Consider the following 18706-nt stretch of genomic DNA (forward strand, 5'->3'; position numbering starts at 1 on the left):
CTGGGTTGCCGCGAGATCAACTTCGCCGTTGCCACCGATGATCATCGCGCGCAAGCGCGTGCGCCGTTTAACGTCACGAGACCCTGGCGAACCTCCTTGGCCACGAGCGATGCATCGCGCTCCAGTGGATCACCCCAGCCGCCAGCGCCCCAGGTCACGAAGTGCAAGCGGTCGCCGGGCAGCACCTGAACCGCATCACATTTAGCAGGCAGGTAAATCTGCTCGCCACTGGCACGCTCCAGCAGCGCTTCCACGAGCGCTGGGCGGGCTCCCCACCGTTGACGCCCCAGGGAGGTATGAACCAACGATCATCGTGAATCGAGACTTGGCCTTGCGCGAGGAAGCAGTAGGTCATTTTGATGCCATTACCACCGCGAAACTTGCCGGCACCACCGGAATCTGGCAACGGTCTCGTAGCGCTCTATGCGCATCGGGAAGTAGTTTTCGAGGAATTCGTTCGGGACGTTTGTAAAACCTGGCCACAGCGAATGGCCATCCGGACCATCGCCAAACGGGCGCCCCGGTATGCCGCCAAAGCCAATCTGGAAGAGCTGGAACCACTCGTCATGCTCGTCGTAGCCGGAGTACATCAAGTGCGGCGAGCTGGAGAAGCCTGCGGCGTTGAGAAACTCCGGTGTGCGCTGCCCCAAGTAAGGCTCCCAACACATCAAAAATACGCCCTAGAGCATGGGTTCGACACGACAACGCGGCAGGAAAATCAGGTTTGAGCAACGAGCCTTGAGGAATTGTCACCTCGATCAGATCGTAAAATCCGTCGTTCACTAGAACTTGGGGATCGAAAACCATGATCATGTAGATGCCGAAAAACATCTTCAGCATGTTTTCGTTGAGGTAGAAGTTGATTGAAGAACCTGATTGCGGGTCGGTGCCGGTGAAGTCCAACACTACTTTTTCGCCGATGCGCTGCATGCTGCATTTGATTTTGAAAGGTCCGGCACCGATGCCGTCGTCGCACAAATAGTCTTCGAACGATACAAGCTCCTCGCCAATGGAGCTCTGAATTAATTGGCGCATGGCCCGGTGGTTACGCGCCAACAGCTCGTCCAGAGCGGTGTCGAAGACGTCTTCACCAAAACGTTGACTCAGCTCAATCACACGACGTCCTGCCACCCGGCACGAAGCGACCAGAGCGTGCAGGTCAGCCTTGAACCATTCAGGCATACGTGATTGATGGCACGCAATGCGCAACAAATCTGCCTGCAGCTCTCCACGTTTGTATAGCTTGACCGGCGGCATGCGCAGGCCTTCCTCGAAAATCGATGCGGCATTGGTGGGCAACGAACCCGGAACTTTACCGCCTACATCCGTCATATGACCAAACATCGCTGACCACGCAATCACCCGTCCGCTGAGAAATACCGGCACAATAATGAGCTGATCGTTCAAGTGACTGATGGCTCCGGCGCAGGAATACGGATCGTTGAGAAGGAAGACATCACCTTCCTCAATCTCTCCATCGTAACCGTCCAGAAAACCGCCGATGAATGAGCCGAACTGGCCGACTACCATGCGTCCGTGACGATCGGCGATAAGCGGGAATGCGTCGCCCTGCTCGCGGATACCCGGCGACATAGCTGTACGCGCCAGCGTGGCGTCCATTTCATTTCGCGCGTTCCGCAAGGCATTCTCGAGGATATCGAGCGTGACCGGGTCAACCGTGACGCGATTAAAAGGGGTGCTGTTGGTTTCAATAATTCGTGCTGACATGAGAGTTCGCCTCAAACCGGGTTGATCATAATGTTGCCGAACGCGTCTACTGCACCCTGGTGACCGGCAAGGATCACGGTGGTCGAATCCATCTCGCTAATGATGGCCGGCCCGACGATCAAATCGCCTGCGCAGAGTCTACTGCGGTCATAGATCACCCCCGCACGGAATCCGCCATCAGCCCACATTTGGTGGTCGCGCAGCTTGGCCTTGATCGGGTTGCCATCGCCTTGCGGCAGTTGTAGGGCAGGCAGCGCTGGTGGCTTTGCCCAAGGCGACGGCGCGCAAATTCACCAACTCGAGTTCGGTGTCCATGCTGAAGGCAAAGAGCTTTTCGTGGGCCGCATGAAAATCACGCGCCAGCCCCGGCAGGCCGGCTCCGTCGGCGAAGTCGGTTAGCTGCACCGGCAGCGACACTTCAAACGCCTGGCCGTGATAGCGCACGTCGGCCTCACAACGCAGCTCAATATCAGTGATTGCAACGCCGTCGTCGGCGAGCTTCTGTAGAACTTTGCTCGCGCATCTGTTGAAGCAACTCTCTAACCGCCTGATTGTTGGTATGGGCAAACCGCTTGGAGAAAGAGCGCGCCGTTTCGGTACGCATGCGGGTAGTGGCATCGCCCAACGCGCACAACACGCCTGGGGAAACCGGGGAAACGGCGGGCCAGGCGCCGGACAGTTTGCTCACTGCATTGACGTGCAATGGACCGGCACCGCCAAAACCCATCAAGGCGAAGTCACGGGGGTCATAACCCTGCTGCACGGAGATCATGCGCAGAGCTCCGAACATGTTCTCGTTGACGATATCAATGATGCCCCGAGCGGCTTCGTAGATGTCCACACCCAATGCGTCGGCAATGCGTCCGACGGCTTGGTGCGCCGCATCGCGATCGAGTTTGAAGGCGCCGCCGAGCAGGTTTTCTGGCAAGTATCCGAGCACCACATTGGCATCAGTCACGGTGGCCTCGACGCCCCCACGGCTATAGCAGACCGGCCCTGGCACGGCACCTGCAGACTCAGGCCCTACGCGCAGAGCACGAGTCAGTTCCGGCACACGCGCAATAGATCCACCACCCGCACCAATGGTTTTAACGTCAAGTGCCGAGACCCGCACGGTTAAGTGGCCGACATCAGTGGTGCGCGCCAGACGCGGCTCAAGGTTTTCGATCAGGGCCACGTCTGTCGAAGTACCACCAACGTCCAGAGTTAGAATATTTTTCAGCCCTGCATTGGCTGCAACCCATAGTGCGCCCGTGACGCCACCGGCGGGCCCGGACATCAGCAGCGAAGCGGGATGTTCTTCTGCCGCTTGCGAGGACATCAACCCACCATCGGAACGTAACAAGGCGAACTGGGCGGTGATACCGAGCTCCTTGAGCTGTTGACGCAGGTTGCGGATATAACGACCCACAACTGGCCGCACGCTGGCATTAGCGACTGTCGTCAGGGTGCGCTCGTACTCTTGCATTTCTGGCAGCACGATATGCGACAGCGAAACCGGTATTTCCGGCATGATTTCAGCAGCCAGCTCTGCAACACGAAGCTCATGCGCACCATTAATGTACGCGTTCATTAGCGAAACCGTCAGTGCTTCGATGCCCTGAGCCTTAAGCACTTTCAACTGCCGACGAATATCGTCGTCATCCAGAGGCCGAACCTCTTCTCCTTTGGCACTGATTCGGCCAAGGATCTCAACGGTATCTTCCAGTTGCGCGATAGGCTCGGGCTTGGGCCAAACAATCCACGCGGCTAGCCCACCAGGCACTAGCGAACGGGCAATTTGCAACACTTGGCGATAACCTTCGGTGACCACCACTCCAACGCGTGCGCCCTTGCCTTCCAGAACTGCGTTGGTAGCGACCGTAGTGCCGTGCAAGAACACATCAATATCGGATGGCGCAATGCCGGCCTGCACGCAAATGGACTTGACACCGTTGACGATGCCTTCGGATGAGTCGTGGGGAGTTGAAGGAGTTTTGTGTCGCCAGAACCGACCGTCTGCATCTTCAAACAGCAACAGGTCCGTGAATGTTCCGCCTACGTCTACACCTAATCGATACGCCATGATATTTCCCGCCGAGTCAGTCGTTGTCCGTGCGGGTATTTTGGGCAGGTGGTAAGGCTGGGAGCGAATCGGTGTCGGGGTTTATCCGCTGTTCGGGTTATTGCGAACTACAACGATTTCATAAGCAGAAAAACTTCGCGGGCAAGCCCGCCTCCGTTACAACCCTCACGATCGGAGAGGGTTGCATGAAAGCGGGCTTGCCCGCGAAAAGAGCAAAACGATAGATGCCAGCGACCTACCTCCCCTCCAATTCCACGGCTGTGCGGAACCGTGGTGCCAACAGAGCAAAAAACAGGCTGGCCAGCAAAGCCCCGCCCACTCCGACAATGGCTGCCGAGTAACCTACTGCGGCCTTGTCCATGAACACATAGTCGGTCAATACCCCGGTCAAAGTAGGGCCGGCAGTGAGGCCGACGATATTGATCCCGAGCAGGTAGAATGCCGACATGATTGCCCGATGACCGTTTGGAGTGATCAATTGCAGCGCAGCAGGCCCGGCGCCGTATGCGAAGGAGCCAAAGAACAGAATCACCGAGAGCACTACGCAGGCAGTGATTACGCTGGGCATGAAAGGGAAAATTGCCAGCGGAAACAGCAACCCTAGCGCGGCAGTCAAAGCTACGCGCACTGTGCCATCCATCTTCCCGCGCCGCTGCATACGATCAGCCAATAAACTACCGGTCAGAACTCCGGCAGTGCAGAAGAGCATCATCAGCCCGCCTACTGCGTAGGCGCCCTCAGCGGGGTTAAGCCCAAGACCCGCGACAGAAACGGCCGCGCCCACAGTAACGTGACGTTGAAGGGAATGCTGAGCGCTGCGAACCCGGCAAAATGCAGCAAATAGGCGCTCCGATGTCGTTTAAATTGTTCGGGAAAACCAGGGCTCTTCTGCGTCGTATCCGCCAGTAGCGCCTTGTCTGAGCGACGGGCCGGTTCCTTAATCGTCAACGCCAGCAATGCAACTAGCAAGCCCGGCAATCCCACTAAAAAAACACCGCTTGCCACGAACGAATTTCGCCGAAAAGCGGTACCTGGATTGTCGGATTGTTGCCCACCGCCTGTACAACCAAACCGCCGATCAACAACGCCAATCCACCACCGAAAAACATGGCGACGGTGTAGGCACCTAAAGCTGCGCTGCGTTTATTCGGTGGAAAATAGTCCCCGATCAGCGAGTAACTGGCAGGTGAAAGTCCCGCCTCACCTACACCAACGCCAACCCTTGCCATGAATAGTTGCCCGAAAGATTTCGCCAGACCGCAGCCGGCTGTCATCAAGCTCCACACTACGATGCTGGCCACAATCAGTTTTTTGCGACTGACCCGGTCAGCGATATATCCCAGCGGTACACCTAGGCCGACATAAAAAATCACAAATGCCAGACCATGCAAGAGCGCCAGTTGGCTGTCGTTGATATTCAGGTCTCGCTGGATCGGCTCGACGAGAATGGTCAGGATTACACGGTCTACGTAGGAAAATGTGTACGCTAGGAAGAGCACCGCTACTGCGTACCAGCCAAGTCCGCTTCTAGGCCAATCTTCACTGCTTTGTTGGCCGTCGAGTTCAGCCAGATTTTGTTTTATATTCATCAGTAAAGCCTCAAGTTCTTCAAAATGCGGCACACAACAAGTGCAACCGCCCGTCGGCAGAACACGTAGAGAGCCATCACGAACGGCGAGGGCTGGCTTGTTTTTATTTTAGTGTTAATGCATTGGCAGAACCGCACTGTCAGCCGCAGGCGATCGCACCTCCTTTTGCATACCACTGGCGCAAAGTGGTCTTGAGCACCTTGCCATTTGCATTGCGCGGCAATTCGGAGATAGAACAGAAGCGTTTCGGCAGCTTGTAAGACGCCAGCTGTGAACGGCAGAACAACTCCAACTGCTCGGAACTGGCATGCGCCCCTAGTTCGAAAACCACGCAGGCTATTAACAGCTCTCCCCATTGGGCATCCGGTACGCCGATGATTGCGCTTTCGAGTACCGCAGGATGTGTATCGAGCACTTGTTCGATTTCGCGTGGGTACAGATTGACCCCGCCGCTGATGACCATATCCTTCTTACGGTCAACAATGTAGAGGTAACCTTCTTCATCGCGCATTGCCATATCGCCGACGCCGACCCAGCCGTCACGAAATGCTTCCTCGGTCGCCTGTTCCTTACCCCAGTAACCGCTGAACATGAACGGCGAGATACTGAACAACTCGCCCACTTCACCAGGGCCAACCTCCCTACCTTGTTCGTCGAGCAACTTGATGCTGTTACCCACAAACGGCTGGCCTACACAGTTGACTTTGCGCAGCTGGTCTTGCGGCCGGAGATTGGTGACGATTCCCGCTTCGGTGGAACCGTAGGTTTCGTGCAAAAGGCCCTCACCAAAGTACTCAACGATCTGCTCTTTGGTCGTCTGAGAAAGCGGGGCCGCATTAGCGATAATGCCGTTGAGTCGGTTGGTCCGGTTGGCCTGCAGAATCGAATCTTCCAGGCTGAATATGGCGTGGTAGTGCGTCGGTACGGTGAACATACCGGTCACACGCCCAGAATTCACGGCGCGAAGGATTTCCTCAGCTTCGAATTTCTCAACGATCTCCGTAGTGCCACCGACGAAGATCGCAGCGATGGCGTAGGTGAGGCCCGCGCCGTGACAAAGAGGGGCGAATGCCAAAAAGTAATCGTCCGGCGAATAAATTCCGTATTCAGCGGCATAGGCCAAGCATCCCATGCTGCGTGAACGATGCGGCAGCATCACGCCCTTGGGTTTTCCCGTAGTACCGGATGTGTAGGGAATCGAATAGGTCGACCACTCAGCAATCCAAGGAGGCTGGAACTGGCTCGAAGCCTTGGCCTTGAACGCGTCATATTGCTCGCCGATCACAATCACATACTCGACAGTTTCGAATAGTGCTCGGTCGATGCTAGCGACGCATTCCGGGTGAACAAAGACGATGCGCGCCTGGGCATCGTTGCAGATATCGGCCAACTCTTGCGCTGTGAGCTTGGGATTGGGCGTCGCGACAGCCGCACCCATGTCCGAGACACCGACAACAATTTCGATGTATTCCAGACAGTTGTAGGCAATTATCGCGGCATTTTCACCGGCGCACAGGCCTAAGCCTTTCACGCCATTGGCTACCTGGTTAAAGCTTTCGATCAACTGCGCATAGCTGCGAGTGCGCTCTTTGCAAACCAATGCAGCCTTGTTCGGATTGCGCATCGCTGAACTCCTGATACCGCTGGAGACGGTCATGTTACGGAAGCCCGGCGGCAGGATCAGCGTTTGGTTGGAAGGGATCGGAATACTCATAGTTTGAAGACTTTTATTGCGGTGTCGCGCATGATTTTCTGCAGGGCGCCGGGACGGAAATCATGCTCGTACATTTCCTTGACCGCACGCTCCGGATCGATAACCGGGAAGTCGGTGCCGAACATGACTTTGTCTTGGCCATAGCTATTCATGTAATGCACCAAAGACGGCGACAGGTACTTGGGTGCGTATGCATCGATACCGATGTATACGTTTTCGTGTTTCCAGGCCATCGCTATCATTTCATCGGTCCATGGCACGCCGATATGAATACCCAGTAACTTCAGTTCTGGGAAATCAATGGCGATTTGGTCCAGCAGAATGGGACGGGCGACGCTCGGCAGGCGTACATCTTTCTGATAGATCAGGTTCTGCCCGACCTGCATCATCAGTGGTATGTCCAGCTCGCAACACTTCGCATAATACGGGTAGTAAAGCGCTTGGTCCGGAGCCAGCTTGAACCAGTGCGGATAAAGGTGGGCGCCCACGAAGCCGAAATCATTCACCGCGTTTTCCAGATCTCGCAGCCCCTGCATTCCTCGAAACGGATCCACCCCGGCCAACCCGGAGAAGCGATCAGGGTATTTATCGCACCAGCGGGCGACTTTTTCGTATGGGATTTCGAAGGAGCCCTTCATGCGCTGATCGCCGGCGCGAACGGCGATCAGGAGAGAGCGCTCAATACCGGCGAGATCCATTTTCCTTAGGTAATCGTCAATGCTGACGCCACCTTTCATGTCCTCCGACATCCGGACCTGAGACGTAAAGTTGGAGTCGAAACCAGTCTGGCCCTGCTCGACTTCTTCTGGGGTGAACAAATTGACGACGATATCGATGTATCCGCTCATGTCTTTATTCCTGATCTGCGATCACTGATCGCGCTGTTCGTGAATGACGCTACGAATTCATCATGCAGCAGTGCCGGGGGGTGCGACGGAGCAGTTGAGCGGTTATCCGCATGGTGGTTAATTGCCTGTTTGGCGAGAGTTCGACCGATGTCTCTATCCACCAGATGGATAGCGAAGGACCCAGGTTTGCACGAGGCGCGCAGAGTTTCCAAAGTGGTGATGGCAAGTTCCAGCCATTGCGAGGATGACCATGAGCAACGACACGCTTTCAGCAACAGAAAAATACCTGGACGACGACTATCGCAACGCAGGTTTCGGCAACACACTGCTGCTGGGCGAGCGTCCGGCGTTGTTGGTGGTGGATGTGGTGCAGGCTTATTTGCAACCGGGTAGTCCACTGTATGCTCCCAGCTTCCAATCAGCCCTTGAGTCCAACATCCGTCTGGTCGAAGCGGCTCGGGCCAAAGGTTTGCCGGTGATTTTTACAGGGGTTCGATACAGTGCTGATGGTTTAGATGGCGGGCTGTTCTACCGCAAGGTGCCAGCACTCAAATGCTTCCTGAAGGGGTCGCCGCTGGGAAAATTCGCCGAAGGCCTAGAGCCCGCTGCCGATGAAGTGGTGGTGTTCAAGCAGTATGCTTCAGCGTTCTTTGGTACATCTCTGGTTGCAACGCTGAACAGCATGCGCATCGACTCGCTGCTGATCACTGGCTTTTCGACCTCCGGGTGCGTACGGGCAACGGCCTTGGACGCACTACAGCACGGGTTCGTGCCATTCGTCGTGAGCGACGCTTGCGGCGACCGCGACAGCCGTCCGCACGAGAGCAACCTGTTCGATTTACAGGCCAAGTACGCCCAAGTCGTGAATGAAGCCGAAGCTCTGAGCTACATGGCCTGAAGCATCAGGCACGACTTTGCTCCAGCGCTCTCGAAATCTCGGCGGCGCAGGATTTCAATGCGATCGCGTAGCGATCTATGGCTTGCTGCGGTGCCAGTTCGATAGAGAAATAACTCAACGTCAACTGAGCCTCCTCTTCCCCATACAGCAAAATCGGTGCCGCCAGTGACGAAGTCTGGCCAGGATTGGCAGTATCTTGGCTGCGTTCATGTTGGGTAAAACCGTCTGCACGGATACGAGCAAACAGCGAGCCATCGCGAAAGCGTTCCAGCGTTGCGCTTTGACCATCCAACTCCTCCAGACATACGAGCAACTCCTCGCGTTCATGCGCCTCCATGAATGCTAAGTGCACTTGTCCCGCCGCGCACTCCAACAATGGAATGGTGTAGCCAGGGTAATAGCGGTTGAACGAAAGTGCGGACATTTCATAGGTAGAATCACGGATCATCACGGTAGTGCCGACACCGGATGTTAATGTGACAGGCCAGTCGAAGCGCAAGGTCAGATCGACGATAAAAGGTCGTGCCACCGCAACCAAGTTCCCCTGGTCTGAGTAGCCCTGAGAAAGGTTCATGACTTGTCGGGTAACACGATACTTCTTACGTGCAGGCTCACATTCGATCAGACCCTCATGCACGAGCGTCTGGACAATGCGGTACGCCGTTGGGTACGGCAAATGACTCGCCCGAGCGATCTCCATCAAGGTCATGGTGTCGTGGCGATTGATTAGCTTGAGCACGGCGAAGCTGCGGCTCACCGTGCGAATAGGGACACCTTTCTCCATCTCGTCCTCCTGGTACCAAACCCGAAAACCGCGCTACAAATGATGCGACTGAAGCCAAAACCTATAGCAACATTTTTTTGGTTTATCCGCCCTGCGGATAAATCGTTCCAGCGCAGCGAAGCGTAAATTTTACGCATCTGAAAAACGCGCCAAAAGCACCCACCATCCTGTTGAGTGCTACCTACACTTGCAACCTCGCGACCTTGCAAAAACGCTTGAGATCCCCGCCAACATGGGTCTTGCTTATCACTCGGAAGAGGAGAGATGCCCTGCATCATCACAGTGCGTCAAGTTACCGTCCGTAACATCTCCTCGCCCTTCGATTCTCAAACTGTCATATATGGGCTGCATGAGACAGCGTAAGAAGCGCCGGCCAGAGTTCAGGCAAGAACGTTTCTCATCGCTACAAACCGGTACGCCTTTTGCTACCTCACGTTCGTAAGCGAATGCCTCAGCTCCCCCCGATTATCGAAGGTGCAACCAATGGATAACGAAGAAATCCCAATCCGCGCTGTCAGCCGCAGCCTCCAGGTTATGCGCCTGATCAATCAACACGAATCGTTATCCATGATGGAAGTTTCCCGTCTGTCGCAGCTGCCTTACCCGACCACTAGTCGCATCGTGCAGACTCTGGTGCATGAAGGTCTGCTGTGTTGTGAACAGGTCCGAAAGCGTTACCGGGCGACCGAATTGGTCAAGGCTCTGTCGGCCAGCTATCTCGACCGCGGCGATCTGCGAGAGGTGGCGAGGCCCTATTTGCTGGAGTTGACCGAACGGCACAACTGGCCAGTGATCATCAGCAATCAAGTTGGCCAGTCGGTCGAGGTCCAGGATTCTACCTACGGATTGACCAGTACCGCCTTCAACATCTACCCCACCGGCTATCGTATACCTCTGTTGGAATGTGCGGCCGGACATGCTTACCTCGCGTTTGCAGATGATCAGACGCGTGACTGTCTGCTGAGAGGCTTGGAACATGTTGGTAGCCAGCACCCAGCCCTGGAGCGTTTCAAATCTGGGCATTACGCCGAGTGGATCCGTGAATTTGGTTTTGCGGCTTACGAGCGAACTATGAGCACTGCTAACCCGGGCAAGACCTCAGCGATCTCTGTACCGTTGAAACAGACACACCGCAGGCATGCTCAAATCTCTCTTAGCTATATTAGTTCGGCCATGACAATGGCTGAGGCCGTCAAACGCTATGCCGAACCTCTGCGCAATGCCGCTGCGGCCATCGAGATCGCCTTCGCCAGAGGGCACTGAAATTTTCCATTCACCAATTCTCGGGTTAACTGCTCACCTGGCGAACAGCGGCGGAGGCAGAGTTGAATCGCACGTCCTCTCAATGGGATAAGATCTCCGTCGCCTTCAATACAGGGCCGTAGGAGACTCGCGTGATGATCAGAAGCGCCTATACCGATACCCGCCACGGTCAGGTTCACTATCGCTACTGCCGAAACGAGCAAACAACAGATTTACCCGTGGTCTATCTGCACAAATCCGCCAGTTCATCGTCCACGTATAAGACGTTAATCGAAGGTCTGGCTTATCGCTTCAGCGGCTACGCATTAGATACTCCCGGTTTCGGGAATTCCTATGATCCCGACGAGGTTATTGATACCCGCTACTATATCGACACGCTCATCGAGGCGCTGGACAGTATAGGTTTGCAACGATTCCACTTAGTCGGACACCACACTGGCGCATGCCTCGGGATAGAGATGGCGGTACTTTTTCCCAAGCGTGTGGCCAGCTTGGTGATGATCGGACCAGCCCTTCTAAATCCCGAAGAGCGCATGCGATTTCGCGCTGATTACAGCAGCGCGTTTAACCAACCTGTGTCCGACGGACAGCACCTCATGTTGACCTGGGACTACCTCAAACGAATGGGCGTAGGCAACGGATTGGCATTACATCAACGTGAATTTCTCGATCACTGTCGAGCCTGGAAAGGCCGCGTACAGGCCTACAACGCCATCTGGGATCAGGACTGCCTATCCCTTTTTCTGAAAGTGACATGTCCGATGCTGGCCACCTGTGCCGAGGATGATGTGCTCTGGCCTTACTTTTCTCGGGTCAACCAATTGCATCCCAAAGTCCAATGCATCGTTACTGCGGGAGGCAATTTTGAGCCCGACCGTGACACGGCTTTTCATTTGCAGATACTCAGCGACTTTTTCCAGCAGCAGCACGTCAACAATTGAGCGTCTGCCCGCTTCCCCTTTAACCCTCATCACTGGTGTCTTTACGACCACGCATCGTCAAGGCGCTGGTGATTAGGGTTATCTGCATCTATTCCGTCACTTCCCACCTCCGAACTTGTGCATGGTCAAGGCATGTCTCGTTTTCTTGTGCCTAAAAAGCTCGATTTCCGCCTGGCGAGAACGTCCGCTAACCGAGATGAAATACCCGTCAGTCCGGGAGCATTGTTCAAACCGTGAAGCACTGCCGCCCCTTTAACCTAAAAAAGACAGGGCTAACCAATGCCCGATTCGGAGCAATCATGTACACACACAACGCTAACATTGTTGCCTTCACGGCTGGTTGTCTCGCAATGGGATGGTTGGCGGCCGGGCAGGCCGCAGGCTTCCTGGAAGACAGCAAGGCGACCCTTTCCATGCGCAACACGTACTACAACGATGATTACCGCGAAGGGAAAGGCGTCAGCCGTCTTGAAGAGTGGGGTCAGGGCTTCCAGCTTCATTACCAATCCGGCTTTACCCAAGGCCCGGTAGGTTTTGGCATGGAGGCAATCGGTCAATACGGAGTACGCCTGGATGGTGGCGGCCAGGCTTCGAGCACCGGCCCCGGCACGGATTTCAGTCCCACTGCAGACTCCCGCCAACCCACCAACATGTTTCCGCGTAACCGTGATGGCAGCTCAGCCAACGATGTCAGTTCCCTGAGCCTAGCAGCCAAGGTGCGGTATTCGAAAAGCGAGTTCCGCTACGGGGTTATTCAGCCGACAATGCCAGTGCTGACCTACATCGAAGGTCGCCTTCTTCCACAGCTCTTCAAGGGCGCACAGTTCACCTCGCAGGAAATTGACAACCTCAAGCTGACACTGGGTAGGATCGAGCAGGTAAAAGATCGTGGTTCGAGCAGCTACGACAGCATGAAGCTAAGCGGCGCGCGTGAGGACAGCAATAAATTCAACTATGCCGGTGCCGACTATCAATTAAACAAAAATCTGCTCCTACAGTATTACTACGGCAACCTTGAGGATTTTTACAGACAGCACTTCGTGGGCGTTGTGAATTTCTGGGAACTAGGTGGCGGAAAGCTCAAGCTCGACCTGCGCTATTTCCACAGCACCTCTGATGGCGAAAACAAACAAAGGAATTCCGCGTACTCGTCCAGTGGTTACTTCAACAATGGGCTGACACCTCGGGGAGAAGTGGACAATGACCTCTACAGCGGGATGTTCACCTACACCCTCGGGTCACAGCCTGAGCCTCGGTTATCAGAAAAGTGAAGGTGAAAGCTACTTCCCATCAGTCAACAACGGCGCAGGCAGTTTCGTCTACCTAATTACCGACGGCATGCTTGGACGTTTCGGTGCGGCCGGAGAAAGCGCTTGGCAGGCTCGATATTTTTATAACTTCGCCGCGGCCGGTGTTCCTGGTTTGATCGCCGGCATGCACTACACCCGTGGTGATAACATCAAGAGCTTGGACTATGAGCGCAAAGAGTTCGAAAGGATCTTCTTCCTCGGCTACACCCTACAAAGTGGCCCGCTTAAAGACTTCAGCGTGATGGTGACGAAATCCACCTACCGCACCAACCAGACGGGACTGCGCGATCAGGATGAGCATAAGGTGTTCATCAAATATGAAATTCCACTGCTGTAGTCGCTTCGTTTCCCAGTAAGTCGAGCGTCACATCAACTAAAGGCGAGCCGGACTACCTGTGGCATTTCACTGCGCAGGAATCACCTGCCTTCCAAAGACTTTACGATGAGAGCCTTTCGACTTTGTCTAATATGCAACGGCTTATCTCGACTCTGGTCATGAAGCGGGTCATTGAGGACAGACCGCTCCCTCTGTAATTGGAAGGACAGATCCTCTGATTCTTGGAGGATTTTTTGAGATTTGGGGACGATTGTTTTTGACCGCTTTTGCTTATTGTGAAGGGTTGCATCCGACCCGAAATGAACATTAATTTGTGAGCCCTTGGTATAGATGAGCCAGGCAATGAAAAACGTGAACGGAGAGAGTACTATCAAGCCGCCGAGGGCGGCTGCCGCTGGTTCGGCGGGTACATTTCGTACCTGAGCGTGCAGTTTACGCAGCGCGAAGAGCTTAAGGATTAAGTAAAGAATTTTTGTTCTTGCTGGTGTTTTATTTATTTAGAGAAAACATTCCTTTCCCTACGAGCTGATATTTAAGGGCGAATTGGATAATCAATGCGACGCATCAACCTGCACGCGGTGAGCTGCGTCGTAATTCGGTTTCTCGGTACTACGAGTAGCCGGAGTCGAGCCAAATCGCATGGTGGCGACAGGCAGAAGCCGGCCAATTTAAGCCCATCGCGAAGGTCAGCAACCGACCGATTCTGTTGAAAAAGTAGCTCCGCTATCGATTGGGCGTGCCTCGATTGATCCCGAAATGATGATCCGCATGCTGACCGTGGGCTATTGCTACGGCATCCGCTCAGAGCGGCGGTTGTGCGAAGAGGCCCATTTGAGCCTGGCGTATCGCTGATTCTGCCGGTTGAGCCTTGAAGATGAAGTCCCCAATCACTCGACGTTTTCCAAAAATCGACACGGCCGTTTTCGGGACAGCGATCTGTTTCGCTGGTTGTTCAATGAAGTGCTGCGTCGCTGCATGGACGCAGGCCTGGTCAAGGGCGAAGGATTTGCCATGGACGCCAGCAACATCAAAACGGATGCGAGTCGGCAGCGCCGCGTACCGGGTGATGAAACAGTCAACTGGAGCGATCCGTCCCTGAGCACCCGCGCCGTGCGTGAGTACCTTGAGGCACTCGATGAAGAGGCCCTGGCCGAAACGCTACCGAAGCGCCTATCGCTGACGGATCCTCAAAGCTGCTGGACCGCTGCTCCGGGAGGCCCAGCGCTCTTCGCCTATTCCACGAACTATCTGATAGATAACGAACACGGCGTCATCGTGGATGTGTAACCCACACCGGCTCATCGAACGGCCGAGGTTCAGAGCACCAAGACCAAGATCGAGCGTGTCGAAGGGCCGTTCGACATCAAGCAGGAACGCCTCATCGGCGACACCGCTTACGGTACCGCACCGATGCTGGCCTGGATGGTGGAGGAAAAAGACATCGAGCCGCATGTGCCGTTGTGGGACAAAACCGAGCGCAACAACGACAGTTTCTCGAGCAACTATTTCCACTGGAATGAGGAGCCTGAGGAATACCGCTCCCCGGCCGGCAACGCGTTGCGCAGCGAATTGCGAGCGTTCGCACGTCACCAGAGCCAACACCATCATCTTCCGATCCAGGCAGACCGACTGCGTAGCGTGTCCGATGAAAGCCAAGTGCTGCCCGAACACTGCGTTCTGCAAAATCGCTCGCAGCGTCCATGACGCCGCTCGTGATGTGGCTCGGCGCATCGCCGCGACGCCGGCATATCAGCGCTCTCGCCACGAACGTAAGAAGATCGAAATGCCGTTTGCCCATCTCAAGCGCCAAGGGCCACCTGCCACGGGATAGGTGCGCCTGCACGAACTAAAAACCTCAAATTAACCCAATAACAGAGCAGTAAAGCTCAACGAAAGGCCGAGACACCACTCAATGTGGTGAATAGGTTCTCCGGTAGTAGCCGTGCCTGAGTTAAGGCGAACTGAAAACCGACTTTTTCAACAGAATCGACCCAAAGCTGACATTCAGCTCGTGGTTTTCAATCGCTCCAAATGCTGAATTTGCTTGCAACAACGTCTGTTGCCGAGACGAATTCTTCGATGCCATTCTTTCAGAGAAAAAAAGGTGCTCACCGGAAAGTGAACACCATTGCGTTAATTGAGGGTTGAAGAGTGAGTGTCGTGCACTCGCTATCAAGCAAAAATACGCAAGAGAATAGTAGCCAGGATCACCGTTGAGGCGCCTCCGATGCGTGTGGAGATCTGCGCGAACGGCATCAGCGACATACGGTTGGACGCTGATAGGATCGCTACATCTCCGGTGCCACCAAGGCCGCTGTGGCAGCAGGTTACGATGGCTGATTCGATGGGGTACATCTTCATCAGGTTGCCAATAAAAAAACCAGCTACGGTCATTGATACAACAACCGACACGCAGACCAGAACGTAGCCGACAGAAAATACCTTTACGACGCTCTCGAGTGGGACATACAGCATGCCCAAACCAATCATGACCGGCCAGATAAAGGCAGCGGAAATCAGTTTGTAAAAAGAGTTTGCACCTTTTTCCAGTTTTTCCGGCACGACTCGGACGTATTTAAAAAGTACAGCAGCCAGAATCATCATGACAGGTCCTGGAATACCCACCACTTTCTCAAGCAAGCCGCCAAGGACGAAGAAGGCGCAAATGATCAGGACGCCTGCACCCATCACTCTGAAATCGATAATCGAGCCGCTCTCTTCCTTAACCTGGAATTTATCATTTTCGTCTTTGGCACGGATCAATGAGCCCTCGCCATTCAGATGCGGGCGTTTAAGCGCCAGACGAGCCAAGTAACCTGCACAGATAATCGCTGCGATGTTGCCGACTACAGCGGCTGGTGCCAGTTGGGCGACGTAGATTTCCGGGGTGCCACCGAGGATCGCAGAATAGGCCAGCGATAGTGGCAGGATCCCTTCACCGATACCCCCGCCAATGATCGGCACAATGATGAAGAAAAAGGTGTGGTGGAAGCTGTAACCAACGAGTTTTCCTACGATCAGTCCACTGCCCACGGCAGCTAGGGTTCCGACGAGCAGAGGGATGAACATCCTCATCATGCCTTGAACCAGGATGAAGCGACTCATCCCCAGAATGCTGCCTACCACCAGGCTGGCAATCACGAAGTAGAGGAAGTTAGCCTCTTTCATCAGCATCTTAGTCGCATCAATTGTCGCCGGCCCGAAGAAGCCGTAAAACACCAGAATCGATGGCAACATCAGGCACAGGATGGCGCCTCCGCCGATCTCTTTCAAAATGGGCAGGCGCGAACCCAGTTGGCCGAAGAACATGCCCATCGTCATAATGACGGCGAGCCCTCCGATCATGTTTTTCGGCAAGAAGCCCAAGTGAGCTGACAGATAAACGATCACGGCGATGCCGAGAAATATCGGCAGTGGTATTACACCAATTTCATAGGCGCACAGGCTGCGTAGGCGCTGACGCAAGCCACCATCTCGAGCTTCGTCAATTTTTAGGGATGGCTCATATGACTTGTTCATGTCGCTATTTCCTCATGTTGTTTTTATCGAGGACTCAAAAACTCACGGTTAACCAGGAATTGGTCACCACTCGGTAAATCGATGCTATCCTTCGCGAATTGCTGGATAAATAGCGGAACCATGAGGCGTATGAACACGAATCGTGACCAATTCCCCTTGCCTGACGACCTGAAAGTCTTTCTAACAGTCATCCAAAAAAATGGCTTCGGGAGCGCCGCCGAAGAGTTGGGATTTTCCCCTGCCTACATCAGCAAGCGTATTTCCATCCTTGAGTCGACGCTGTCTACCAAGTTGCTGCACCGCACAACACGCCGTATCGCACTGACCGATGACGGCGAGCGGGTGCGGCGCTGGGCAGAGAAGTTGCTCGGGGACCTCGACGACTTTCTTGGCGAAATATCCCAGGCGCGGCATCAGCCCACGGGCGCCCTGCATATTTGCAGCAGCTTCGGTTTTGGCCGCAATCACGTTGCCCCGGCGCTGTGCAAACTGTCGCAGACCTACCCCAGACTCGACATTCGTCTGGACGTGTTCGACCGGGTCGTCGATATCGTCGGTGAGGGCTTTGATCTGGAGATACGCGTGGGCGACGACCTGCCGGGTCAGCACCTGGGGCGCAAACTGGTGAGCAATCGGCGGGTGTTGTGTGCGACGCCGGATTATCTGAAGCGCAGGGGCATGCCGCGCTCACTCGATGACCTGAAAGAGCATGATTGCCTGGTACTGAAAGAGCGCGATAACGCTTTCGGCGTGTGGACTCTGGCAAAGGATGATCAGGAAGAATCGGTGCGTGTCAGCGGCCCTTTGTCCTCTAACAATGGCGAGATCGTCCTCGAATGGGCTTTGAGCGGCGGCGGGATCCTGTTGCGGTCGATGTGGGACGTCAAACCCATGCTGGAACAAGGGCGACTGGTGCAGGTGCTTCACGAATACACTCAGAGCGCCAATGTCTGGGCTGTCTACCCAACGCGCCTCAGTCAATCAGCTAAGTTGAGAGTGTGCGTCGAATTCCTGGAAGAGTATTTTAAGAATCTATCAGTTGAATAATGGCTTGGCGGTGGTTCTCTGCGCGAGATCTATCGCCAAGCGCTTCACATCTAGCTCACAACCAAGGGTTCTCCAAGAGATGCTGAGTTTCAAAGCTTCGAATCTGTTCTGCTCGTTGGAGTGTGGTGCCTATGGCATCCAGACCGAGTAACAACGACTGCTTGCGCAGCTGGTCGATCTCGAAAGGAATTTTTGTACCGTCAGATAACTGTATAGTTTGCTCGGGCAGGTTCACAGTGATCTTTGCTGTTTCTGCGTAGATTACAATGCCCGCAACTTGCTTCAGCTGAGCTTCAGACAGTTGAATGGCCAGTACGCCATTGCGCTGGCAGTTGTCGTAAAAAATGCCGGCGAAACGGGTGCCGATCAGCGCCCGGATACCTACCTGCTTCAAACCCCAAACGGCGTGCTCGCGACTCGAACCGCAACCAAAATTAGGCCCGACCACCAAGAACGCCGCGTCGCTCCAGGCCGATTGGTTGAGGATGAAGGCCGGATTCGGCGCCCCTGATTCGAGGAACCTCACATCAAAAAACAGGCCTTTGTCCAATCCCTGGCGATCAATGCCTTTGAGAAATTGTTTGGGCATGATCACATCGGTGTCGATGTTGGCCGCCAGAAATGGCGCAGCGCTGCCACTGACAGTGTCGAAAGGTTGCATGG

The 18706-nt window shown here is 54.7% G+C and carries 18 protein-coding genes and 3 pseudogenes; 7 read left to right on the forward strand and 14 right to left on the reverse strand.

The features are described 5' to 3' along the window. Nucleotides 1-41: 41 nt before the first annotated feature. The 11 genes from JFT80_RS11510 to JFT80_RS11555 form a co-directional block, all read right to left on the reverse strand. Nucleotides 42-254 (reverse strand): hypothetical protein, encoded by a 213-nt coding sequence (locus JFT80_RS11510; RefSeq protein ID WP_201147969.1) that lies wholly within the window; start codon nt 252-254, stop codon nt 42-44. Continuing rightward, a complete protein-coding gene (locus JFT80_RS24830; RefSeq protein WP_274610185.1) occupies nt 155-355 on the reverse strand; it encodes a hypothetical protein in 201 nt (66 codons plus the stop codon). Before JFT80_RS24830 ends, JFT80_RS11510 begins: the two co-directional genes overlap by 100 nt. A gap of 10 nt (nt 356-365) precedes the next feature. After that, complete coding sequence (locus tag JFT80_RS24835) at nt 366-668, reverse strand: hydantoinase B/oxoprolinase family protein (protein WP_307833073.1); 303 nt, start codon at nt 666-668, stop codon at nt 366-368. Further along, nucleotides 565-1728 (reverse strand): hydantoinase B/oxoprolinase family protein, encoded by a 1164-nt coding sequence (locus tag JFT80_RS11525; RefSeq protein WP_201147944.1) that lies wholly within the window; start codon nt 1726-1728, stop codon nt 565-567. The genes JFT80_RS24835 and JFT80_RS11525 overlap by 104 nt, the downstream gene beginning before the upstream one ends. An 11-nt stretch (nt 1729-1739) precedes the next feature. After that, entirely contained in the window at nt 1740-1916 is a 177-nt protein-coding gene (locus tag JFT80_RS25475) for a hypothetical protein (RefSeq protein ID WP_374091346.1), read from the reverse strand. Further along, on the reverse strand, nt 1906-2172 hold the full coding sequence (locus tag JFT80_RS11530) for a hypothetical protein (RefSeq protein WP_201147945.1): 267 nt from the start codon (nt 2170-2172) through the stop codon (nt 1906-1908). The genes JFT80_RS25475 and JFT80_RS11530 overlap by 11 nt, the downstream gene beginning before the upstream one ends. 25 nt (nt 2173-2197) lie before the next feature. Further along, on the reverse strand, nt 2198-3745 hold the full coding sequence (locus tag JFT80_RS11535; RefSeq protein ID WP_201147946.1) for a hydantoinase/oxoprolinase family protein: 1548 nt from the start codon (nt 3743-3745) through the stop codon (nt 2198-2200). A 283-nt stretch (nt 3746-4028) separates the two neighbouring features. Continuing rightward, nucleotides 4029-4421: a hypothetical protein gene (locus JFT80_RS11540; protein WP_201147947.1), complete on the reverse strand. Its 393-nt coding sequence runs from the start codon at nt 4419-4421 to the stop codon at nt 4029-4031. 355 nt (nt 4422-4776) lie between these two features. Further along, nucleotides 4777-5382, reverse strand: a complete 606-nt coding sequence (locus JFT80_RS11545) for an MFS transporter (RefSeq protein WP_201147948.1) — start codon at nt 5380-5382, stop codon at nt 4777-4779. A gap of 139 nt (nt 5383-5521) precedes the next feature. After that, on the reverse strand, nt 5522-7096 hold the full coding sequence (locus JFT80_RS11550; protein ID WP_201147949.1) for a class I adenylate-forming enzyme family protein: 1575 nt from the start codon (nt 7094-7096) through the stop codon (nt 5522-5524). Beyond that, the gene (locus tag JFT80_RS11555) at nt 7093-7944 is read right to left on the reverse strand and encodes an amidohydrolase family protein (protein ID WP_201147950.1); all 852 of its coding nucleotides are present in this window, start codon (nt 7942-7944) and stop codon (nt 7093-7095) included. Before JFT80_RS11555 ends, JFT80_RS11550 begins: the two co-directional genes overlap by 4 nt. A gap of 250 nt (nt 7945-8194) precedes the next feature. On the opposite strand from JFT80_RS11555, the gene JFT80_RS11560 reads away from it, so the two are divergent. Continuing rightward, nucleotides 8195-8842: an isochorismatase family protein gene (locus JFT80_RS11560; protein WP_201147951.1), complete on the forward strand. Its 648-nt coding sequence runs from the start codon at nt 8195-8197 to the stop codon at nt 8840-8842. 4 nt (nt 8843-8846) lie between these two features. Here the strand turns inward: JFT80_RS11560 and JFT80_RS11565 are convergent, their stop codons facing one another. Further along, nucleotides 8847-9626: a helix-turn-helix domain-containing protein gene (locus JFT80_RS11565; protein WP_201147952.1), complete on the reverse strand. Its 780-nt coding sequence runs from the start codon at nt 9624-9626 to the stop codon at nt 8847-8849. 483 nt (nt 9627-10109) lie between these two features. Here JFT80_RS11565 and JFT80_RS11570 point away from each other — a divergent pair, with 483 nt between their 5' ends. From JFT80_RS11570 to JFT80_RS11585, 5 genes and pseudogenes are all read left to right on the forward strand, one after another. Further along, on the forward strand, nt 10110-10889 hold the full coding sequence (locus tag JFT80_RS11570; RefSeq protein WP_201147953.1) for a helix-turn-helix domain-containing protein: 780 nt from the start codon (nt 10110-10112) through the stop codon (nt 10887-10889). A gap of 134 nt (nt 10890-11023) precedes the next feature. Further along, nucleotides 11024-11830 (forward strand): alpha/beta fold hydrolase, encoded by an 807-nt coding sequence (locus JFT80_RS11575; protein WP_242482890.1) that lies wholly within the window; start codon nt 11024-11026, stop codon nt 11828-11830. 350 nt (nt 11831-12180) lie between these two features. Continuing rightward, nucleotides 12181-13477: pseudogene (locus JFT80_RS11580) on the forward strand (OprD family outer membrane porin). 11 nt (nt 13478-13488) lie between these two features. Further along, nucleotides 13489-13674 (forward strand): annotated as a pseudogene (locus JFT80_RS24135) (hypothetical protein); the annotation flags it as partial. 532 nt (nt 13675-14206) lie between these two features. Further along, nucleotides 14207-15284 (forward strand): annotated as a pseudogene (locus tag JFT80_RS11585) (transposase); the annotation flags it as partial. A 365-nt stretch (nt 15285-15649) separates the two neighbouring features. Here the strand turns inward: JFT80_RS11585 and JFT80_RS11590 are convergent. Then, nucleotides 15650-16996, reverse strand: coding sequence for a 2-hydroxycarboxylate transporter family protein (locus tag JFT80_RS11590; protein WP_201147955.1), 1347 nt, complete (start codon nt 16994-16996; stop codon nt 15650-15652). A 129-nt stretch (nt 16997-17125) separates the two neighbouring features. Between JFT80_RS11590 and JFT80_RS11595 the strand changes: the two genes are divergently transcribed. Beyond that, entirely contained in the window at nt 17126-18043 is a 918-nt protein-coding gene (locus JFT80_RS11595; protein ID WP_201147968.1) for a LysR substrate-binding domain-containing protein, read from the forward strand. A 55-nt stretch (nt 18044-18098) separates the two neighbouring features. Here the strand turns inward: JFT80_RS11595 and leuD are convergent, their stop codons facing one another. After that, the gene (gene leuD, locus JFT80_RS11600) at nt 18099-18704 is read right to left on the reverse strand and encodes a 3-isopropylmalate dehydratase small subunit (RefSeq protein ID WP_201147956.1); all 606 of its coding nucleotides are present in this window, start codon (nt 18702-18704) and stop codon (nt 18099-18101) included. Nucleotides 18705-18706 lie beyond the last annotated feature (2 nt).

The organism is Pseudomonas sp. TH10 (assembly GCF_016651255.1).
Lineage (GTDB): Bacteria > Pseudomonadota > Gammaproteobacteria > Pseudomonadales > Pseudomonadaceae > Aquipseudomonas.

Bases quoted from the DNA above. Each gene is read 5' to 3' on its own strand.
- JFT80_RS11555 (WP_201147950.1), bottom strand. From the start codon at position 7,944: ATGAGCGGATACATCGATATCGTCGTCAATTTGTTCACCCCAGAAGAA.
- JFT80_RS25475 (WP_374091346.1), bottom strand. From the start codon at position 1,916: ATGTGGGCTGATGGCGGATTCCGTGCGGGGGTGATCTATGACCGCAGT.
- JFT80_RS11590 (WP_201147955.1), bottom strand. From the start codon at position 16,996: ATGAACAAGTCATATGAGCCATCCCTAAAAATTGACGAAGCTCGAGAT.
- leuD (WP_201147956.1), bottom strand. From the start codon at position 18,704: ATGCAACCTTTCGACACTGTCAGTGGCAGCGCTGCGCCATTTCTGGCG.
- JFT80_RS24835 (WP_307833073.1), bottom strand. From the start codon at position 668: ATGTGTTGGGAGCCTTACTTGGGGCAGCGCACACCGGAGTTTCTCAAC.
- JFT80_RS11570 (WP_201147953.1), top strand. From the start codon at position 10,110: ATGGATAACGAAGAAATCCCAATCCGCGCTGTCAGCCGCAGCCTCCAG.
- JFT80_RS11525 (WP_201147944.1), bottom strand. From the start codon at position 1,728: ATGTCAGCACGAATTATTGAAACCAACAGCACCCCTTTTAATCGCGTC.
- JFT80_RS11545 (WP_201147948.1), bottom strand. From the start codon at position 5,382: ATGAATATAAAACAAAATCTGGCTGAACTCGACGGCCAACAAAGCAGT.
- JFT80_RS11595 (WP_201147968.1), top strand. From the start codon at position 17,126: ATGAACACGAATCGTGACCAATTCCCCTTGCCTGACGACCTGAAAGTC.
- JFT80_RS11560 (WP_201147951.1), top strand. From the start codon at position 8,195: ATGAGCAACGACACGCTTTCAGCAACAGAAAAATACCTGGACGACGAC.
- JFT80_RS24830 (WP_274610185.1), bottom strand. From the start codon at position 355: ATGACCTACTGCTTCCTCGCGCAAGGCCAAGTCTCGATTCACGATGAT.
- JFT80_RS11565 (WP_201147952.1), bottom strand. From the start codon at position 9,626: ATGGAGAAAGGTGTCCCTATTCGCACGGTGAGCCGCAGCTTCGCCGTG.
- JFT80_RS11575 (WP_242482890.1), top strand. From the start codon at position 11,024: ATGATCAGAAGCGCCTATACCGATACCCGCCACGGTCAGGTTCACTAT.
- JFT80_RS11550 (WP_201147949.1), bottom strand. From the start codon at position 7,096: ATGAGTATTCCGATCCCTTCCAACCAAACGCTGATCCTGCCGCCGGGC.